This is a genomic window from Zunongwangia sp. (assembly GCF_048269745.1).
Classification (GTDB): domain Bacteria; phylum Bacteroidota; class Bacteroidia; order Flavobacteriales; family Flavobacteriaceae; genus Zunongwangia.
In genome coordinates this window covers 13,169-27,397 of sequence record NZ_JBLXIB010000010.1, presented here as the reverse complement: position 1 = coordinate 27,397, position 14,229 = coordinate 13,169, and the positions used below count along the sequence as shown (strand labels likewise).

Genomic DNA, 14,229 nt, shown 5'->3' with positions numbered 1-14,229 from the left:
GATGAATAACAGTTTAAAATACGGAAAAAATTATGCAGTTATTAATCATATACTAAATAATAATTCAGAAAAAAGCTTTCTTAGTTATTGTAGTACTGCAAGTTTAGTTAAAAATGAATTTCAATTAACTACAAATGCTATAGTTTCATCATCAAAAGAACTCGAGAGAATACTAAAAAAAATAAAGCATGCTTATATTATCATATCCTCTGATAAAGTTTTAATACGAAAAATCGAAAAACCATCAAATAACAGTATTTCTTTACTAGACAAGGCCTTCCCAAATTTGAACAAAGATGATTTTTTTTATGAAACTTTGGAAGAAGGTAATTATGTTTTTGTCGCTATTTGTAGAAAATCTGAAGTTATAGAGATCATTGAATTTTACAAAAAATATAATATTTTTTGCATTAATCTATCTTTTGTTTTTTTTAAAACTTCAATTTTAAAAAAAGTTCTACCTGAGAATTTTATAGCTGGTCAATTTTCTATAAAAACTAAGCAACAAATAATTACAAATTATGAATATGTAGAAGATATAACTGATCTGGATACAAAATATAAAATTGGAGAAGATTTAATAAACTCCGTATTTTTGCCCAATGTTTGTGCCTTTTCAGTTTATTTTGAAAAAGCTATAGATCCTGATTTAGAAACCTATCTTAGTAAAAATCGAACACATGCAATTCAGAATAAAATTCTAAAAACAGGTTTACCTATTGGATTGGGGATTATATTATTTATTTTACTTATCAATACAATTATTTATACACATTATTTCAATAAGCTAGAAAATTTAAAAATTAATCAGCAGTATGAAATTGCTAAATTGAATAATTATAAAAGCTTAGAAAAGGAAATAGATAGTCTTAATCATGATTTATTACAACTCAATAATAAACAACTATATCCTCCGAGTTATGTAATTAATAGAATTATAGCTGTTGTACCGACGAGTATATCGATTTTCAACCTGTCTTACCAACCTATTTTAAAAAGAATTGAAAATAATTCCTCAATTCAATTAAAAAAAAATAGTATTGATATACAAGGAAATACTTCAGATCCAACTTCAGTTTCCCTTTATCTGAACCAATTAGAAAATGAGCCTTTTGTTTCTGAAGTTAAAATTAAAAACTTTCAACAGAAAGATAATACTTATACATTTTATATCACTCTACAATTAAAACATGAAAACTAAGTATAATATTATTCTTACAGCCTTTGGATTATTAGTTTTACTATTTATAAGCTACAAACTAGCCATCCAAAAAACGTTTGCTGTTATAAAGGAATATAATTCCGTGCAACTTTCATTAACCTCAACTAAGGGCATTGATCACAACTTAAAAGAATTACAGCTAAAAAAAAGGAAAGTAGATTCGATGTTAAAATCGAAAAATCAACCGCTAGAATTTTATCAAAAGAAATTGCTGAAGTTTATTCAAAAATATACTGTATCTAACAAAAACTTGGTTTTAGTAAATTTTCAAGAGCCACATATAAATATAGAAAAAAACAACCTCTCAGAATTAAATTATATATTTACACTAAAGGGTTCCTATTTAGACATAGAAAATTTACTCCATGCAATTGATCTCAATTATAAAAATCAATGCAATTCTGTATCTTTTACTATTGAAAAAGAGCTACAACATTCTTCAAAAAAATTATTCTGTACTATTATTCTTAACAGAAGAAGGTTAAGTTCTTTATAAAAATCCGTGTTTTTTTGCATGTTCAATAAGGACATAATCTCCTCCTTCTACATCAAATATTTCTTTCATTACCCTTTTTCTTTTTTCTATACCTGCTAAGGATAGAGGAATGAATTCACTTAATCGTCGGGTTTTAATACCTTTAGATAAATAGTATAAAATGGTTCTATCAATTTTATCTAACACAAAATCATTAGAAAGCGTCAAACGCATCATACTATTGATAGAATGGCTATAATATATTTCACCTTTAGTAGTTTTTCGCAGTGCTAGTTCAAATTCCTGAGGAGAAATATCGCCTTTTAATAAAAAGGTATCCGGTTTTAGATTCTTCAGGATATTATATATCCTAAAATTATCAGTATGCATAGTGAGCACAACTAATTTACTATCTGGAAACCAATTTCGAATTAAGATTCCTAGATCTTCGCCGGAATATAATTCTTCTTCTTCAAAAGCAGGAAGATTCATATCAACACAAACTACATCATAAAAAAAGTATCCCTTTTTTGCTGAATTCAACTTTTGATACGCCTCTTGACAGTTCAAAGCAGTATCAATTTTATAATTTATAATTTGATCGTTTAATAGGATATTCTTATAACCTTCTAATATTAAAGAATGGTCATCAATTAATAAAACTGTTATTTGATTCATAACTGGATTGGTATTTTAACACTAATCTTAGTCTTTCCGGGATTAGATACAATATTAAAATCTCCTTTCATCGCCAAAGTTCTTTCCCTCATATTTTTAATTCCTATTCCCGAACTATTCTTTTTTGTATCAAATCCTCTCCCATTATCTTCTATAATTAAAATCAATAGGCTATCATTCTCTACAAAATCTAGATAAACTTTAGCATTTGTTGCCTCTGCATACTTTCTAATATTAGAAACACTTTCCTGTAAAATTCTAAAAATATTTATTTTATATAAAACAGAAACTTTATCCAAAATATTTAGAGCTAAATCTAATCTAAAATCAATATTAAAATTACTAATTCTTCGCTGTTCTAAAATAAAATTCTCTAAAATACCGTAAAAACTCTTTTTATTAATATCAGCATTATCTCTTAAATTATGCGAAATTTGCCGAATTTCTTGTTCGGTTTTTTCTAATTCTTTTAAATATTTTTCTCTATTATTTATAGCTACTTCATCATTCTTTTCATTAACGCTTGATAAAAGAAATCGTATTCCAAATAATTTACCTAATACGCCATCGTGTAATTCTTTAGAAATCCGATTTTTTTCGACTTGTCGGGCTTCTTCAATATTTTGATGTTGAGAAATCAATAACTGATAAATCTCTTCATTAGCTTTTACTTGGGCTTTTTCTAATTGTAATTTCTTTATATTATTTTTTTGATAAATGGCAAAGGATAATAAAATTATCAAAGCAATAATTACAGTACCGCTTCCCAATATTAATTTTTTATCAGTAGTCAGTTTTTCATTTTCCGATACTACTTTATCAGTCTCATACTGAATTCTCGCAAATTTATCTTGTGTTTTATGTTCAATATCTAATAGACTATCTGTAATATTTATTCTTTCATGTAAATATTCAAATGCATTTTCTTTATCCAACTCTGCTAAAAAATCTAAGGTTGTTAATACATCGTTATCGTTCATTGTTCGTTTAGCAAACTCCAACTCTCTATTTAAAATATTGAAAGCTTTTTTTTTATGGCCGATTGCAATATAGTATTCGGCTAAATGCAGGTAACTTATTGATAAACCAGCATCATCTTGTATGGAACTTTTAATTTCTTTAGATTTTAAAATAGCATCAAGAATATCATCATTTTTTTCTCCCATTTGCAATTTAGAATATGCTAAATTATCTAATAGTCTAGCATATAATTGGGGGTTTTTAGTAAATATAGAATCTATTTCTAAAGCTTCTTCAATTTTTAAAATTGATTTTTTATATGCTCCTTTTTCTCTGAGAACTACCGAAATATTATTTTTTGAACTTGCAACTAATAGCTCCTTGTTAAGTTTATTAGCCATTTCAATTGCCTTCATATGATATTTTAAAGATCTATCGAAATTCTTTAAATTATTATGAATAATACCTAAATTATTATAACAACTATATATTCCAAATTGATTGTTAAGTTGCTGATATATTTTAAGCGATTTAATGGTAGTCACTTCACTCCCCAAATAATCTTTTAAATCTCTTTGTATAACTCCCGCACTAAATAACGTAGAAGCTGCTTCTTTTGTATTATTTGTTTCTTCATAAATTTTAGAGGCTTTAAAGTAATAAAAATAAGAACTATCCAACTTACTGAGTCTATAATTATATGAAGCTCTATCCCAATAAGCACTAGCTATTGATTTTCGATCGTTTTTATTTCTTGAAATGTTTAAGAATTGATAATTCCAATAATTGAAGTTTAAAGAGTCTTTTACTTTACTGTAATGACGGCTTAAATTGGAGGCTATTTTCAGTTTCAAAGAGTCATTTGATAAACCTTTCCAATCACTTATTTTTGATTTACGATTATAGGTAGAAGAGGCTTTAATAATAGCCTCCTCCATTTTTGAATCACCAATATCAGACTCTATGCCATTCTCTAAATTACAGGAACAGATAATCAAAAATATATTGAAGATAAAGACAACTCTTTTCATTAATGCAAAATTACTATCTTTTTTTTGCATTAACATATTTTTTTCTATTTACCTCTGTCAAATGGATTTCCTAGTTGATCGCCTTCTCCATCCTCTAAATAATATTTTTCATCATTTTCTTGATTATTCTGTTTTCTTTGTTGAATCTCTTTGTCTTTATTAAGGATTGGATTATCATATTCCTCAATAGAATCTGGTGTACACGAGATAAAACAGCTAAACAAGCTATATATCATAAAATAGAAGTAGTAATTCCTCATAATCAAATCTTTTTCATTAACATTTATTTATCAAAAATATATGTTAACAAAAAACTGATATAGAGTCAGTTAAAATGATTAGTGAATAACCGAATACCGATAGTAACTAACCGAATTTAAAGGGTAACTGACTAGTTTAATAAATTGGAAAACTCTGCATCTATTAATTGGCGATTAAAGTCTTTAACAAAATTTTTATACTTCCTTGAAAAAGGAATATTTACCACATTATCTGCTGAGGTCAGATAGATTTTTGATTTACTAAAACTTATTTTTCGAATTTGATAGGTATTAATTATATAGCTGTTGTGTATACGTAGGAACTGTACTGGAAGTTTTCGTTGAAATTTTTTTAAAGTCTCAAAAGCAGTAATTTTATTACCCGTGATTAGAATGATGTCGGTAGTATTATTATCAGCTTTAAGGTATAGAATTTCGTTAAGTACCAAATATTGATAATCAGCATTGTTTTTTAAACATATCCTATTAATTTTTCGTTTATTTTTTTTTTTAAATTTTAAAATACATCGTCTGAATTCAAATTCATTAATTGGTTTTAATAAATAATCTGAAAAATCATTTTTAATGGTAAGATATGCGAGTTCCTTATTTGCTGAAATTGCAACAAAATTTGGCAAGTTATCGGTATAATGGAATAAATGGTTTGTAAACTCAAAAGAGCTATTTGCAGAATTTCCCATATCCAAATCAATAAAAATTAGATCTGGTTTCTCTTTTAGAATAGTATTACAAGCTTTATCATAGTCACAAGTAGTATCCAAACAAACAAAATCGGAAAACTCAATAATTTCTGTTTCTATACGAGAAATCACCTTGGAATCATTACTAAGGATGAGATATTTTAACATTATTGCGAATAACTTATAAACTATACCAAAATTAATAGTCTAAAGTTTTAAAAGAATACTGTGAACCCTTACTAAAAGTAAGGATTCATTAATTTGTGAACCTAAAAATATCCCAAAAAAAGTAAAACCTTACTTTTAGGAAGGTTTTACTATACTTTTATCGTTAGTCTAATTTTTACTTTTGAAATATTCTAAACTTCTAAGTAAGGCTACTTATTTTTGTAGGGAAAATTTGTAGTCTTACTTTTCTTTATTAGTTAATTTTAAAATTATCAGATGCTAGCATAACTATTTTCAATTAAAAAGAATCAATTAATAGTTTAGTTTATTACAAAAAAATAATATTCTAACAGGCGTTTTTAATAAAATAAACTACTCAACTAAATCTTTTAACCGATTATTTTCTTCTTCAAGATATTCAAGCTTTTTGTTAATTTGAATAATATATAAAGTTAATTCTTCTACTTTTTGTAGTAGTTTACTATTCATTTCTCCTAATTCAATCCCTTGCTCATTTACCTCTTTTGCATTCGGAATATCCGGAAGATGTTTGCTTCTCAAAATATATTTTTCAACGACAGATAAAGGAAGAAGATTATAATCCTGATCAAACACATAGTCCGGCCAAAAGTCAGTCGTTACTTTAACTTCTCTAGCCCCAATAGAACCTTCAACCGCTAACCTGTGATCACCTGTTGAAGAAGTGCCTATACCTATAGAACCATTATTCAAAAAATTCATAACATCTATATATTCTATATCAGAAATTGATGTAGCATTATTTTGTATTTGAATTTTTAAACCAAAACTTCCCCTATGAAGCAATCTAGTCGCAAAATATTTATTCTCTACACCAGTCCACCTATAAAATGTCAAATAAGGATTAGCTTGAAACTTTTCCATTAAAATTTTAGGAGGATATTTATTATTGTGAAGTTCTATTAAAAAATCTCCATTTTTAATATGAAGTCTCTTTTCGGGATTATTAACTCCTATTCCAATATTGGAATTTTCCGAATTACTAATACTCCCATTTGGAATAAATAATGATTGACCATTAGCTTGGTGCAAAAGAAGTAAGAAAAAACTTAGAAGTAGTATACGCTTCATAAAAAATATATAAATATCTGGTACTTTATTAAAAAGACTACCTAATATAAATAGATTATATGTAATATATAAATGCAAAACCCTACTAAAAGTAGGGTTTTCCTATACTTTTATCTTTAGCTAGATCCTTATTTTTGAAATATTCTTAACTTTTAAGTAAGGCTGCTAATTTTTGTAGGGAAAATTTGTAGTCTTACTTTCTTCCTTGTAAACTTCAAACAATTGTTATTGCCTTAGCAGGGTTAGCCGTAACGCAGTGATCTTATAAGCTTTTGTTTCTGATAAAAGCATGCTACAAAAGTAAATTTTTAATTTAATTTAACAATTGTCTATTAAGTATTTTAAGACTAAAATAAATCGAAAATGATTTTCAATTAAAATAGTGTTATTAACGCTTTAGCCTATTAAACTATTTATTGAACTTTATTATGTTATATAAGCTTACAATCTATTATTTTTATTTTCAAATTCAATAAGTCTAATTTCCTGATTTTTAATTGTTTTCGTAATAAAAAATTTTATTCATTCTGTTCTATCATATAAAGCGTTAACGCTTCAATATCATATCCTTTTGTTCTAAATGAATTTACAACTACAGCGTTACCTAAATAAGCAGTATTAGCCATCTCTCATATTCATAGATTTTTAAATCTCCAAGCTAGCCCCAATGCGCTGTAAGCTATAATTTTTCGTTATTAGAACATAATGTGTTTATATGGTTTTTTAGATGTCTAATAACCTAATTCAGTAAATAAAATCGAATAGAAAATCCGCTGAGATTTTTGTAAGTAGGCTATAACTTGCAATATATTACGTATGCCATTAAGAAACCACCTTTATTTTTCTTCCAATTTTTCCAATCTTTTTTGTAATTCAAGAAACTTATTTGCTAAAAATTTTAAAGACTCGTTTTCTTTTTCAATCTTTTCAATTTTCTTTTCTTGTGTAATAGTATACAATGTTAATTCTTCAATTTTTTGTAATAATTTAGCATTGATTTCTCCAAGAAAAATTCCATTTTTTTCTACTTCTTTAGCACTAGGAATATCCTTTAAATGACCTGTTTTTTTAATATGATTTTCAACTTCAGCTAAAGTTGGTAAATCATACTCTTTTTCAAATACAAAATCTGCCCATCCTATTTCTACTTTTATTTCTTTTGCTTTAATTTTTCCGTTAACAGCTAACTTCCAAGCACCTGTGCTTTGGGTACCTATCCCCAAACTACCGGTAATATTAAGCTTTCCATTTATGCTTTGGTCTGAAGAAAAGTTATTATTAAGGTTAGTATATACTAAATTAGGAACATTTTTATCCAGTACCGTTTTATTGAAATTACCGGAATGATAAATATCATACCAGGCATTAAATTGACCATTACTTGTAAATCCTCGATATTTGAATTGTTTATTATTATCAGAAGCTAGTTGAAAACCCCAATAATGGCCGTCATTTTGACCTACATGCAATAAAGTAGCATGTGTTCCTCCAAAAGGATTATTGGTACTTCCATATTTTCTATATATTCCATTTCTGTACTGATTATTATTCCAGTCTTTGCTATCGGACGATTTAAACAATACACCACTAATATTTGTACCGTTCCATTCCCCTAAAAAAGAGGTCGCTTTTACATTTCCGGCAACATGTAATTTTTCAGAGGGATTTGAAACTCCTATACCAACGTTATTTCCGGTATCATTAACCTGTGCATTGACAAAAGTGGTGAAACAGATAAAAGCAATTATGCATATTCTTTTTATTCTATTATTTATCATGATTGAAAATAGTTTATAGCCATTTATGTTCTTCAAATTTTTAATTGTTCTACCTATTATTTCTTTTTCATGGATTGCTCCATTTTCTGGAGCCTCTTTTCTAACTCAGAGAGCTTTTCCAACCGGTGATTTTGTTCAATAATGTATAAAACTCTTCGATTTTCTGTAGTAATTTTACATTCACTGCTCCCAAGTCCGTTCCTTTTTCTTCAATTTCTAGTGCTGTAGGAATTCCTTCTAGATGACCGTTTTCTTTTATAAAACTCTCCACTTCATACAGATCAGGCAATTGATAATCTTCTTCGAATACGAAATCAGCCCATCCGGTTTTTACAGTGATTTCATTGGCCAGAATTTTACCGTTTACCGCTAAATTATAACCTGAAGTTCTTCTGGTGTTTACGGCTATCGCATTGCCTACATACGCATTCCGAGATAACCAGAGATCTTTAAACCTCCAACCGCCACCGCCTAAACTTTGCATTCCATCTTCCCTTGCCAAAAGGCCAAGCCCGGCAACATGAAGAAATTGTTTGTTTCCGCTTAGATCAAACCTAAAGCCTGTTCCTCCATCATTACCTAGGAATTTAATACTACTTCTTAAGTTTAAGCTATCAAAATATCCCTCGTTTCCTTGACTTTGCACAGGCAGAGTAAAAACAAGATAAAACAAAACTGCCATACCTACCGCTAAATTCCCATTACTCTTCATATTCACTATAATTTTGATTTTATTTCTTGCAATTCAGCATAAAGTATGTTCACCTTTTTGTTCAAATCAAGATTTTTCATTTCGGATATTTTCCAATTCTTTGTGCTGTTCGATGGTATACAGCGTAAGCTCTTCTATCTTTTGAAGTAATTTTGAATTCATCTCTCCTAACAAAATTCCATTGGCAGCTACTTGTTTAGCACTTGGAATATTTTTTAAATGTCTCTTTTATTTAATGTGAGTTTCAACTTCTTCAAGGGTTGGTAACTTGTAAGTATCCGAAAAAACAAAATCTGCCCAGTCAGTAGAAACCTTAATTTCTTTTGCTTTTATTTTTCCATTTACTGCTAATTTCCAGCTCCCTAAATTCGTAGTTCCTATGCCCACTTTATTCCCCAAATATATCGGATATCGAGTGCTAGCTATACCTAAACTTTTACCCGAAATAGACACTAATCCTTTTTCAGGTATAGGAATTGGATTGAATATTGGTGTGTTTACTAAACTTACCCTATTTTCCGCTTCGATCTTAAGATCAGTATCTCCATCTAAATTAACTAAGTGTACATCTATAGCATATTTTCTACTATTGTTTTCTATTATAGTACCAGATCTAATTTCATCGATATGATTCTGATTATAATGTTGATTATTTACAATACTAATATTACCGCCTTGATCATATGCCATTGCGGATACATAAAAAGTTAAGTCGGTAACTTTATTATTATCATTTATACCATGAATTCTTATCTTACAACTCGTAAAGACTGTACCTTTAACAATACGATACCAACCATCTCCTGTAGTTAAATGATATGATTTTTCGACTACTTCCTGCTGAGCATGTAGTGAAAAAGGTGAATAAATTAAAAAAAAGAATACTAGTGAAAAAACACTATTTTGGTTTAGGGTAAAATGTGAAATTGCTTTTTCCATTATTTATTTTCCAGTTGAGTTACTCGTACATTTAAATCTTCAATTGTCTTGCGCTGATCTATAATATACAAAGTCAGTTCTTCTATTTTTTGTAATAGCCTAGCATTCATTTCTCCAAGCTTGACTCCATTTTTTTGAACCTCTTTTTCACTCGGAATATCCTCTAAATGCCCATTTTCACGAATAAATTTTTCAACCTCTGTCAAATTTTTAAGCTCATAATCTTCCTTGAATACGTAATCTGCCCAATTTTCTCGATCTACTTTTACTTCTCTAGAATGAATAGTTCCATTAACATCTAATTTATTGGTTGGATCAGCCTTCCCTATTCCCACACTTCCGTTATTTAATATAAAAGTAGAAACCCAAATACTATCCTGATATCTCAAATAACCGATATCAAATATTCCTCTATTTTCATCTCCCAATTGTAATTTTAAATATGTATTATCATTTTTTAAATCATCTCTAAAGAAAACTGTTTTATCAGAGCCCTTTCCAAAAACTTTATCTCTAATTTCAATTTCACTAGAAGTCAATATAGGTTTAGTTAGTTCTAATACATCAGAAGTTGTCATTTTGTTTCCGTTATCTACCCATTGCCCGTAACTAAAAAAGGGTAAACAACTAAGAATTATAAAAAACAAGGATATTTTATTCATAGTCTAATTATTTAGAGAGTGTTATTATTTTGCTTTTTTAATTTTTCAATTTCTTTTTGTTGCTCAATAGTATATAGCGTTAGTTCTTCTACTTTTTGCAATAACAATTTCAGCATTACTCCTACTTCTACTCCATTTTTAACAACTTCTTTTTCTGTTGGTATATGTTCAAGATGCCTATTTTCAGTAATAAACTTTTCTATTTCTTTTAATGTAGGTAAGCTATATTCATCTCTAAACACAACATCGGCCCATTCTTTGGTATCTACCTTCACTTCATTAGAATGAACCGTTCCATTAACGCTTAAACGAGCATCTGGATGTATGGTTCCTATCCCAACATATCCTGTAGCTATATTTGCAAATAAAAAAGCGGTTTCCAGAAATTCCTCATTCGTAAAGTTTAATTTATCTCCTCGATTTTCTCTTATAAAATAAGTACCTCCATCATCCCAAATAATACCTCCAAAATCGTTGTATAGATATGCCCCCCTTTGCCAAACCTTATTATTTTCATTCCATTTTAATCCATCTTTAGCGTATAACCAGGTATCTCTCAACCATCCATTAGCAGAAGAGCTCTCTACAGAACTAAATAAAGAAAATCCTAATTTAGTACCTCCTCTAACTTCTAGCTTAGCTCTGGGTCTTATACCAATCCCAACACTATCACTAGTAATTATATAATTTCCACGTTTCTCAAATTGAGCAAATAAAAAAGTAGTGTTTAATAATACGAACAAAAAAAGACTAAGTTTCTTCATTTTTTCTTGATTAAATTAATTGTAGTGGGGAAGATTATTTTCCGAAGGAATTAGAATTTTTAATAGAGTCTAAGAGTGTTTTGTAAGTTGCTTTTATAAGTATATTATCTTTTTGTAACTTTTGGATGCTTTTCTCTTGTTTAATAGTATAGAGCATTAACTGTTCTACTTTTTCTAAAAGTTTAATATTCATTTCTTTCAACTTTATTCCACTATCAATCACCTGTTTTTCTGTAGGAATTCCTTCTAGATGTTTATTTGCATCTATATAAGCTTCGACCTCTAACAAATCTGGCAATTTATACTCTTCTTCAAATACATAATCGGCCCATTCTTTAGTGTCCACCTTCACTTCATTAGAATGGACAGTTCCATTTACGCTTAAACGAGCATCTGGATGAATAGTTCCGATTCCAACAAAATTATTATTAACACTAACCGTCATAAAAGAGTTTTTCAGGAACTCTTCATTTGTGAATTCTAATTTAGCTCCTCTGTTTCCACGAATAAAATAAGTCGCATTATCTTCCCATATTATTCCTCCAAACTCATTATATGTTCCTTCTCCTCTTCTCCAAACATTTTTAGAATTATCCCACTCTAAAGTGGTACTTGCAGTCATCCAAGTATCCCTAATCCAACTATTAGCCGAAGATGGTACAATAGTTCCAAAATAAGATTTTCCTAATTTAGTTCCTCCATTTACATGAAATTTTGCTTTAGGTACAGTCCCTATTCCTATACTATCCCCAGTTATAGAATAAGACCCCTGATCGGTAAACTGAGCATATATAGAGGAACTAATTAAAGTAAATACAATGTTTATAACTAAAATTTTCATATTATTCTTATTATATGTGACTATTTATCTTTCCTAAGTTGATGCATCTGTTTTTTTAGTTCTGCTATTTCTTCCTGTTGCTCCTTATTTATTTTATTTTGTTCTATCACATATAAAGTAAGCTCTTCGATTTTCTCTAGCATTTTTAAGTTCATGGACTTCACATTCCACCCTTCTTCCTCTACCTTCTTTGCTGAAGGAATATTTTCTAAATGCCCATTGTTATCTATAAATAATTCTACCTCCTCTAGTGATTTTAAATTGTAATCATCAAGAAAAACATAATCAGGAACCACCCAACCGTTCAGGTCAATTTTCACTTCCTGGGTATGTATTTTTCCTCTCACCGTTAATTTACTATCAGGAGATTTTGTTCCTATCCCTACAAAACCGTTTTGAGGGGTAATTATAAACACATCATTTTTATCCTGACTGGCATAACGCATGCCTATGCCAAAATTATTAGCTCCAAATTGTGATTCTGAAAACCCAATATTTGCACCAATAGTTTTACCATCTTGTTGCATTTTTATTAATGGATTACTGTTTTCTACACTATTATCTGAGTCGGCCTCCAAAAGCAACACAACACTGCCTTCTGCTCCCATCCTTCTAATCTGAAAATCATAATTCCCGCCTCGTTCTCCCATATTAATAGAACCATCATTGCGAAATACCAATCTATTATTTTGATTTGGAGCGTAAATTCCTGAAGAAAGCGTTAAAATATCTCCGCTACCTTCCTGATTAATATATACTGCCGCAGTATTACTATTACTATTTCTGGTTAAATGATGATACCCTGTATTACCAGAAAATGTTTTGTAAATTCCACTATAAACTGTCTGAGCATTTACTCTTATAAGATTTCCAGTAAAAAAAATAGATAGAAAAAATACGAGAATATATTTTCGTGTCATGAGTACCGTTTTTTATTAATGTTTTATAACTAGTTCTGTGTTTTTAATTGATCTACCTGCTCCTGTAAGCTTAAGACATATAGCGTTAATTCTTCGATTTTTTGAAGTAACAACAGGTTCATTTGTTTAAGATTCATGCCTTTATTTTCAAATTCTAAAGCTGATGGAATGTTAGGTAAATGATGGTTTTCTTCAATATACTTCTTAAGTTTTTGTAAGTTTATTAGATCAAAATCTTCGTGAAAAACATAATCTGGAACTGAGAACCCATTAACATCGACACGCACTTCTTTAGTATGAATACTTCCATTAACGGTTAATTTTTCATCGGGATTAGAAATTCCTATGCCTACATTACCATTTCGAGAAATCCGTAATCTTTCAATTCCATTGGTTGAAAAGCCTAAAAAGCCTCCAAAAGTATCTCCTCCTCTATAAAAAGATATAAAGCCATTATTTTCATCTAAATTGTATTTTAGTCCCAAACGGAAAACTTCAGAATATGTAGTACGCTCAAGCGATTTAGTAAATAGAGTAAAAGCACTTTCTGAACTTGTAGCCAAAATTGCTCCATAGGAATTACCTCCATTATTAATATGCAACGGAGCTTGGGGTGAATTTGTACCTATTCCAACTTTTGTTGGGTTATTGATATATAAATTACCATTATTAGCTTCCCAAGTTTGGGAATATCCTATACTTATGGAAGATGTACTGATGATAAATAACAGTACAATATATAATTTATTGCTCAGCATTGTTTAATTTATTTTCGACACTTAAAAGTCTATTTTCATGTTCTTTAATGATTTCTGATTGCTTTTGTAGTATGATATTCTGATTTATTATATACAGTGTAAACTCTTCAATCTTTTTAAGTAATAACTTGTTTATCTTACCTACCAGCATTCCCTCTTCTTCAACTACTGCACTGCTCGGAATTTCCGGGAGATCTCCATTTTCCTTTATAAAAATCATTATATCTTCAAGTGTTTTTAATTCATAACC

General features: G+C 29.0%; 16 protein-coding genes. 2 read left to right on the top strand and 14 right to left on the bottom strand.

Features of this window, described 5'->3' with window-relative positions; genetic code table 11:
- The first annotated feature begins 1 nt into the window (after position 1).
- A complete protein-coding gene (locus ACN0WI_RS11920; protein ID WP_417887125.1) occupies positions 2–1,201 on the top strand; it encodes a PilN domain-containing protein in 1,200 nt (399 codons plus the stop codon).
- On the top strand, positions 1,191–1,718 hold the full coding sequence (locus tag ACN0WI_RS11915) for a hypothetical protein (RefSeq protein WP_417887124.1): 528 nt from the start codon (positions 1,191–1,193) through the stop codon (positions 1,716–1,718). The genes ACN0WI_RS11920 and ACN0WI_RS11915 overlap by 11 nt, the downstream gene beginning before the upstream one ends.
- Here ACN0WI_RS11915 and ACN0WI_RS11910 read toward each other — a convergent pair.
- The 14 genes from ACN0WI_RS11910 to ACN0WI_RS11845 form a co-directional block, all read right to left on the bottom strand.
- A complete protein-coding gene (locus ACN0WI_RS11910; RefSeq protein ID WP_417887123.1) occupies positions 1,713–2,375 on the bottom strand; it encodes a response regulator in 663 nt (220 codons plus the stop codon). The genes ACN0WI_RS11915 and ACN0WI_RS11910 overlap by 6 nt on opposite strands.
- On the bottom strand, positions 2,372–4,396 hold the full coding sequence (locus ACN0WI_RS11905; RefSeq protein WP_417887122.1) for a tetratricopeptide repeat protein: 2,025 nt from the start codon (positions 4,394–4,396) through the stop codon (positions 2,372–2,374). The genes ACN0WI_RS11910 and ACN0WI_RS11905 overlap by 4 nt, the downstream gene beginning before the upstream one ends.
- A 14-nt stretch (positions 4,397–4,410) precedes the next feature.
- Positions 4,411–4,626: a hypothetical protein gene (locus ACN0WI_RS11900; protein ID WP_417887120.1), complete on the bottom strand. Its 216-nt coding sequence runs from the start codon at positions 4,624–4,626 to the stop codon at positions 4,411–4,413.
- Positions 4,627–4,757: 131 nt separating this feature from the next.
- Positions 4,758–5,495, bottom strand: a complete 738-nt coding sequence (locus ACN0WI_RS11895) for a LytR/AlgR family response regulator transcription factor (protein ID WP_417887119.1) — start codon at positions 5,493–5,495, stop codon at positions 4,758–4,760.
- A gap of 372 nt (positions 5,496–5,867) precedes the next feature.
- On the bottom strand, positions 5,868–6,605 hold the full coding sequence (locus ACN0WI_RS11890; protein WP_417887118.1) for a hypothetical protein: 738 nt from the start codon (positions 6,603–6,605) through the stop codon (positions 5,868–5,870).
- Between the two features lie 836 nt (positions 6,606–7,441).
- Positions 7,442–8,383, bottom strand: coding sequence for a hypothetical protein (locus ACN0WI_RS11885; protein WP_417887116.1), 942 nt, complete (start codon positions 8,381–8,383; stop codon positions 7,442–7,444).
- Between the two features lie 100 nt (positions 8,384–8,483).
- Entirely contained in the window at positions 8,484–9,095 is a 612-nt protein-coding gene (locus ACN0WI_RS11880; protein WP_417887114.1) for a hypothetical protein, read from the bottom strand.
- A gap of 228 nt (positions 9,096–9,323) precedes the next feature.
- A complete protein-coding gene (locus ACN0WI_RS11875; protein ID WP_417887113.1) occupies positions 9,324–10,034 on the bottom strand; it encodes a hypothetical protein in 711 nt (236 codons plus the stop codon).
- A complete protein-coding gene (locus ACN0WI_RS11870) occupies positions 10,034–10,696 on the bottom strand; it encodes a hypothetical protein (RefSeq protein WP_417887112.1) in 663 nt (220 codons plus the stop codon). Before ACN0WI_RS11870 ends, ACN0WI_RS11875 begins: the two co-directional genes overlap by 1 nt.
- Positions 10,697–10,707: 11 nt before the next feature.
- The gene (locus tag ACN0WI_RS11865; RefSeq protein WP_417887110.1) at positions 10,708–11,460 is read right to left on the bottom strand and encodes a hypothetical protein; all 753 of its coding nucleotides are present in this window, start codon (positions 11,458–11,460) and stop codon (positions 10,708–10,710) included.
- 34 nt (positions 11,461–11,494) lie between these two features.
- Positions 11,495–12,301 (bottom strand): hypothetical protein, encoded by an 807-nt coding sequence (locus ACN0WI_RS11860; RefSeq protein ID WP_417887109.1) that lies wholly within the window; start codon positions 12,299–12,301, stop codon positions 11,495–11,497.
- Positions 12,302–12,321: 20 nt separating this feature from the next.
- Positions 12,322–13,221: a hypothetical protein gene (locus ACN0WI_RS11855; RefSeq protein ID WP_417887108.1), complete on the bottom strand. Its 900-nt coding sequence runs from the start codon at positions 13,219–13,221 to the stop codon at positions 12,322–12,324.
- A 29-nt stretch (positions 13,222–13,250) separates the two neighbouring features.
- Positions 13,251–13,979: a hypothetical protein gene (locus ACN0WI_RS11850; protein ID WP_417887107.1), complete on the bottom strand. Its 729-nt coding sequence runs from the start codon at positions 13,977–13,979 to the stop codon at positions 13,251–13,253.
- The gene (locus ACN0WI_RS11845; protein ID WP_417887106.1) at positions 13,966–14,199 is read right to left on the bottom strand and encodes a hypothetical protein; all 234 of its coding nucleotides are present in this window, start codon (positions 14,197–14,199) and stop codon (positions 13,966–13,968) included. Before ACN0WI_RS11845 ends, ACN0WI_RS11850 begins: the two co-directional genes overlap by 14 nt.
- Positions 14,200–14,229: the final 30 nt, after the last annotated feature.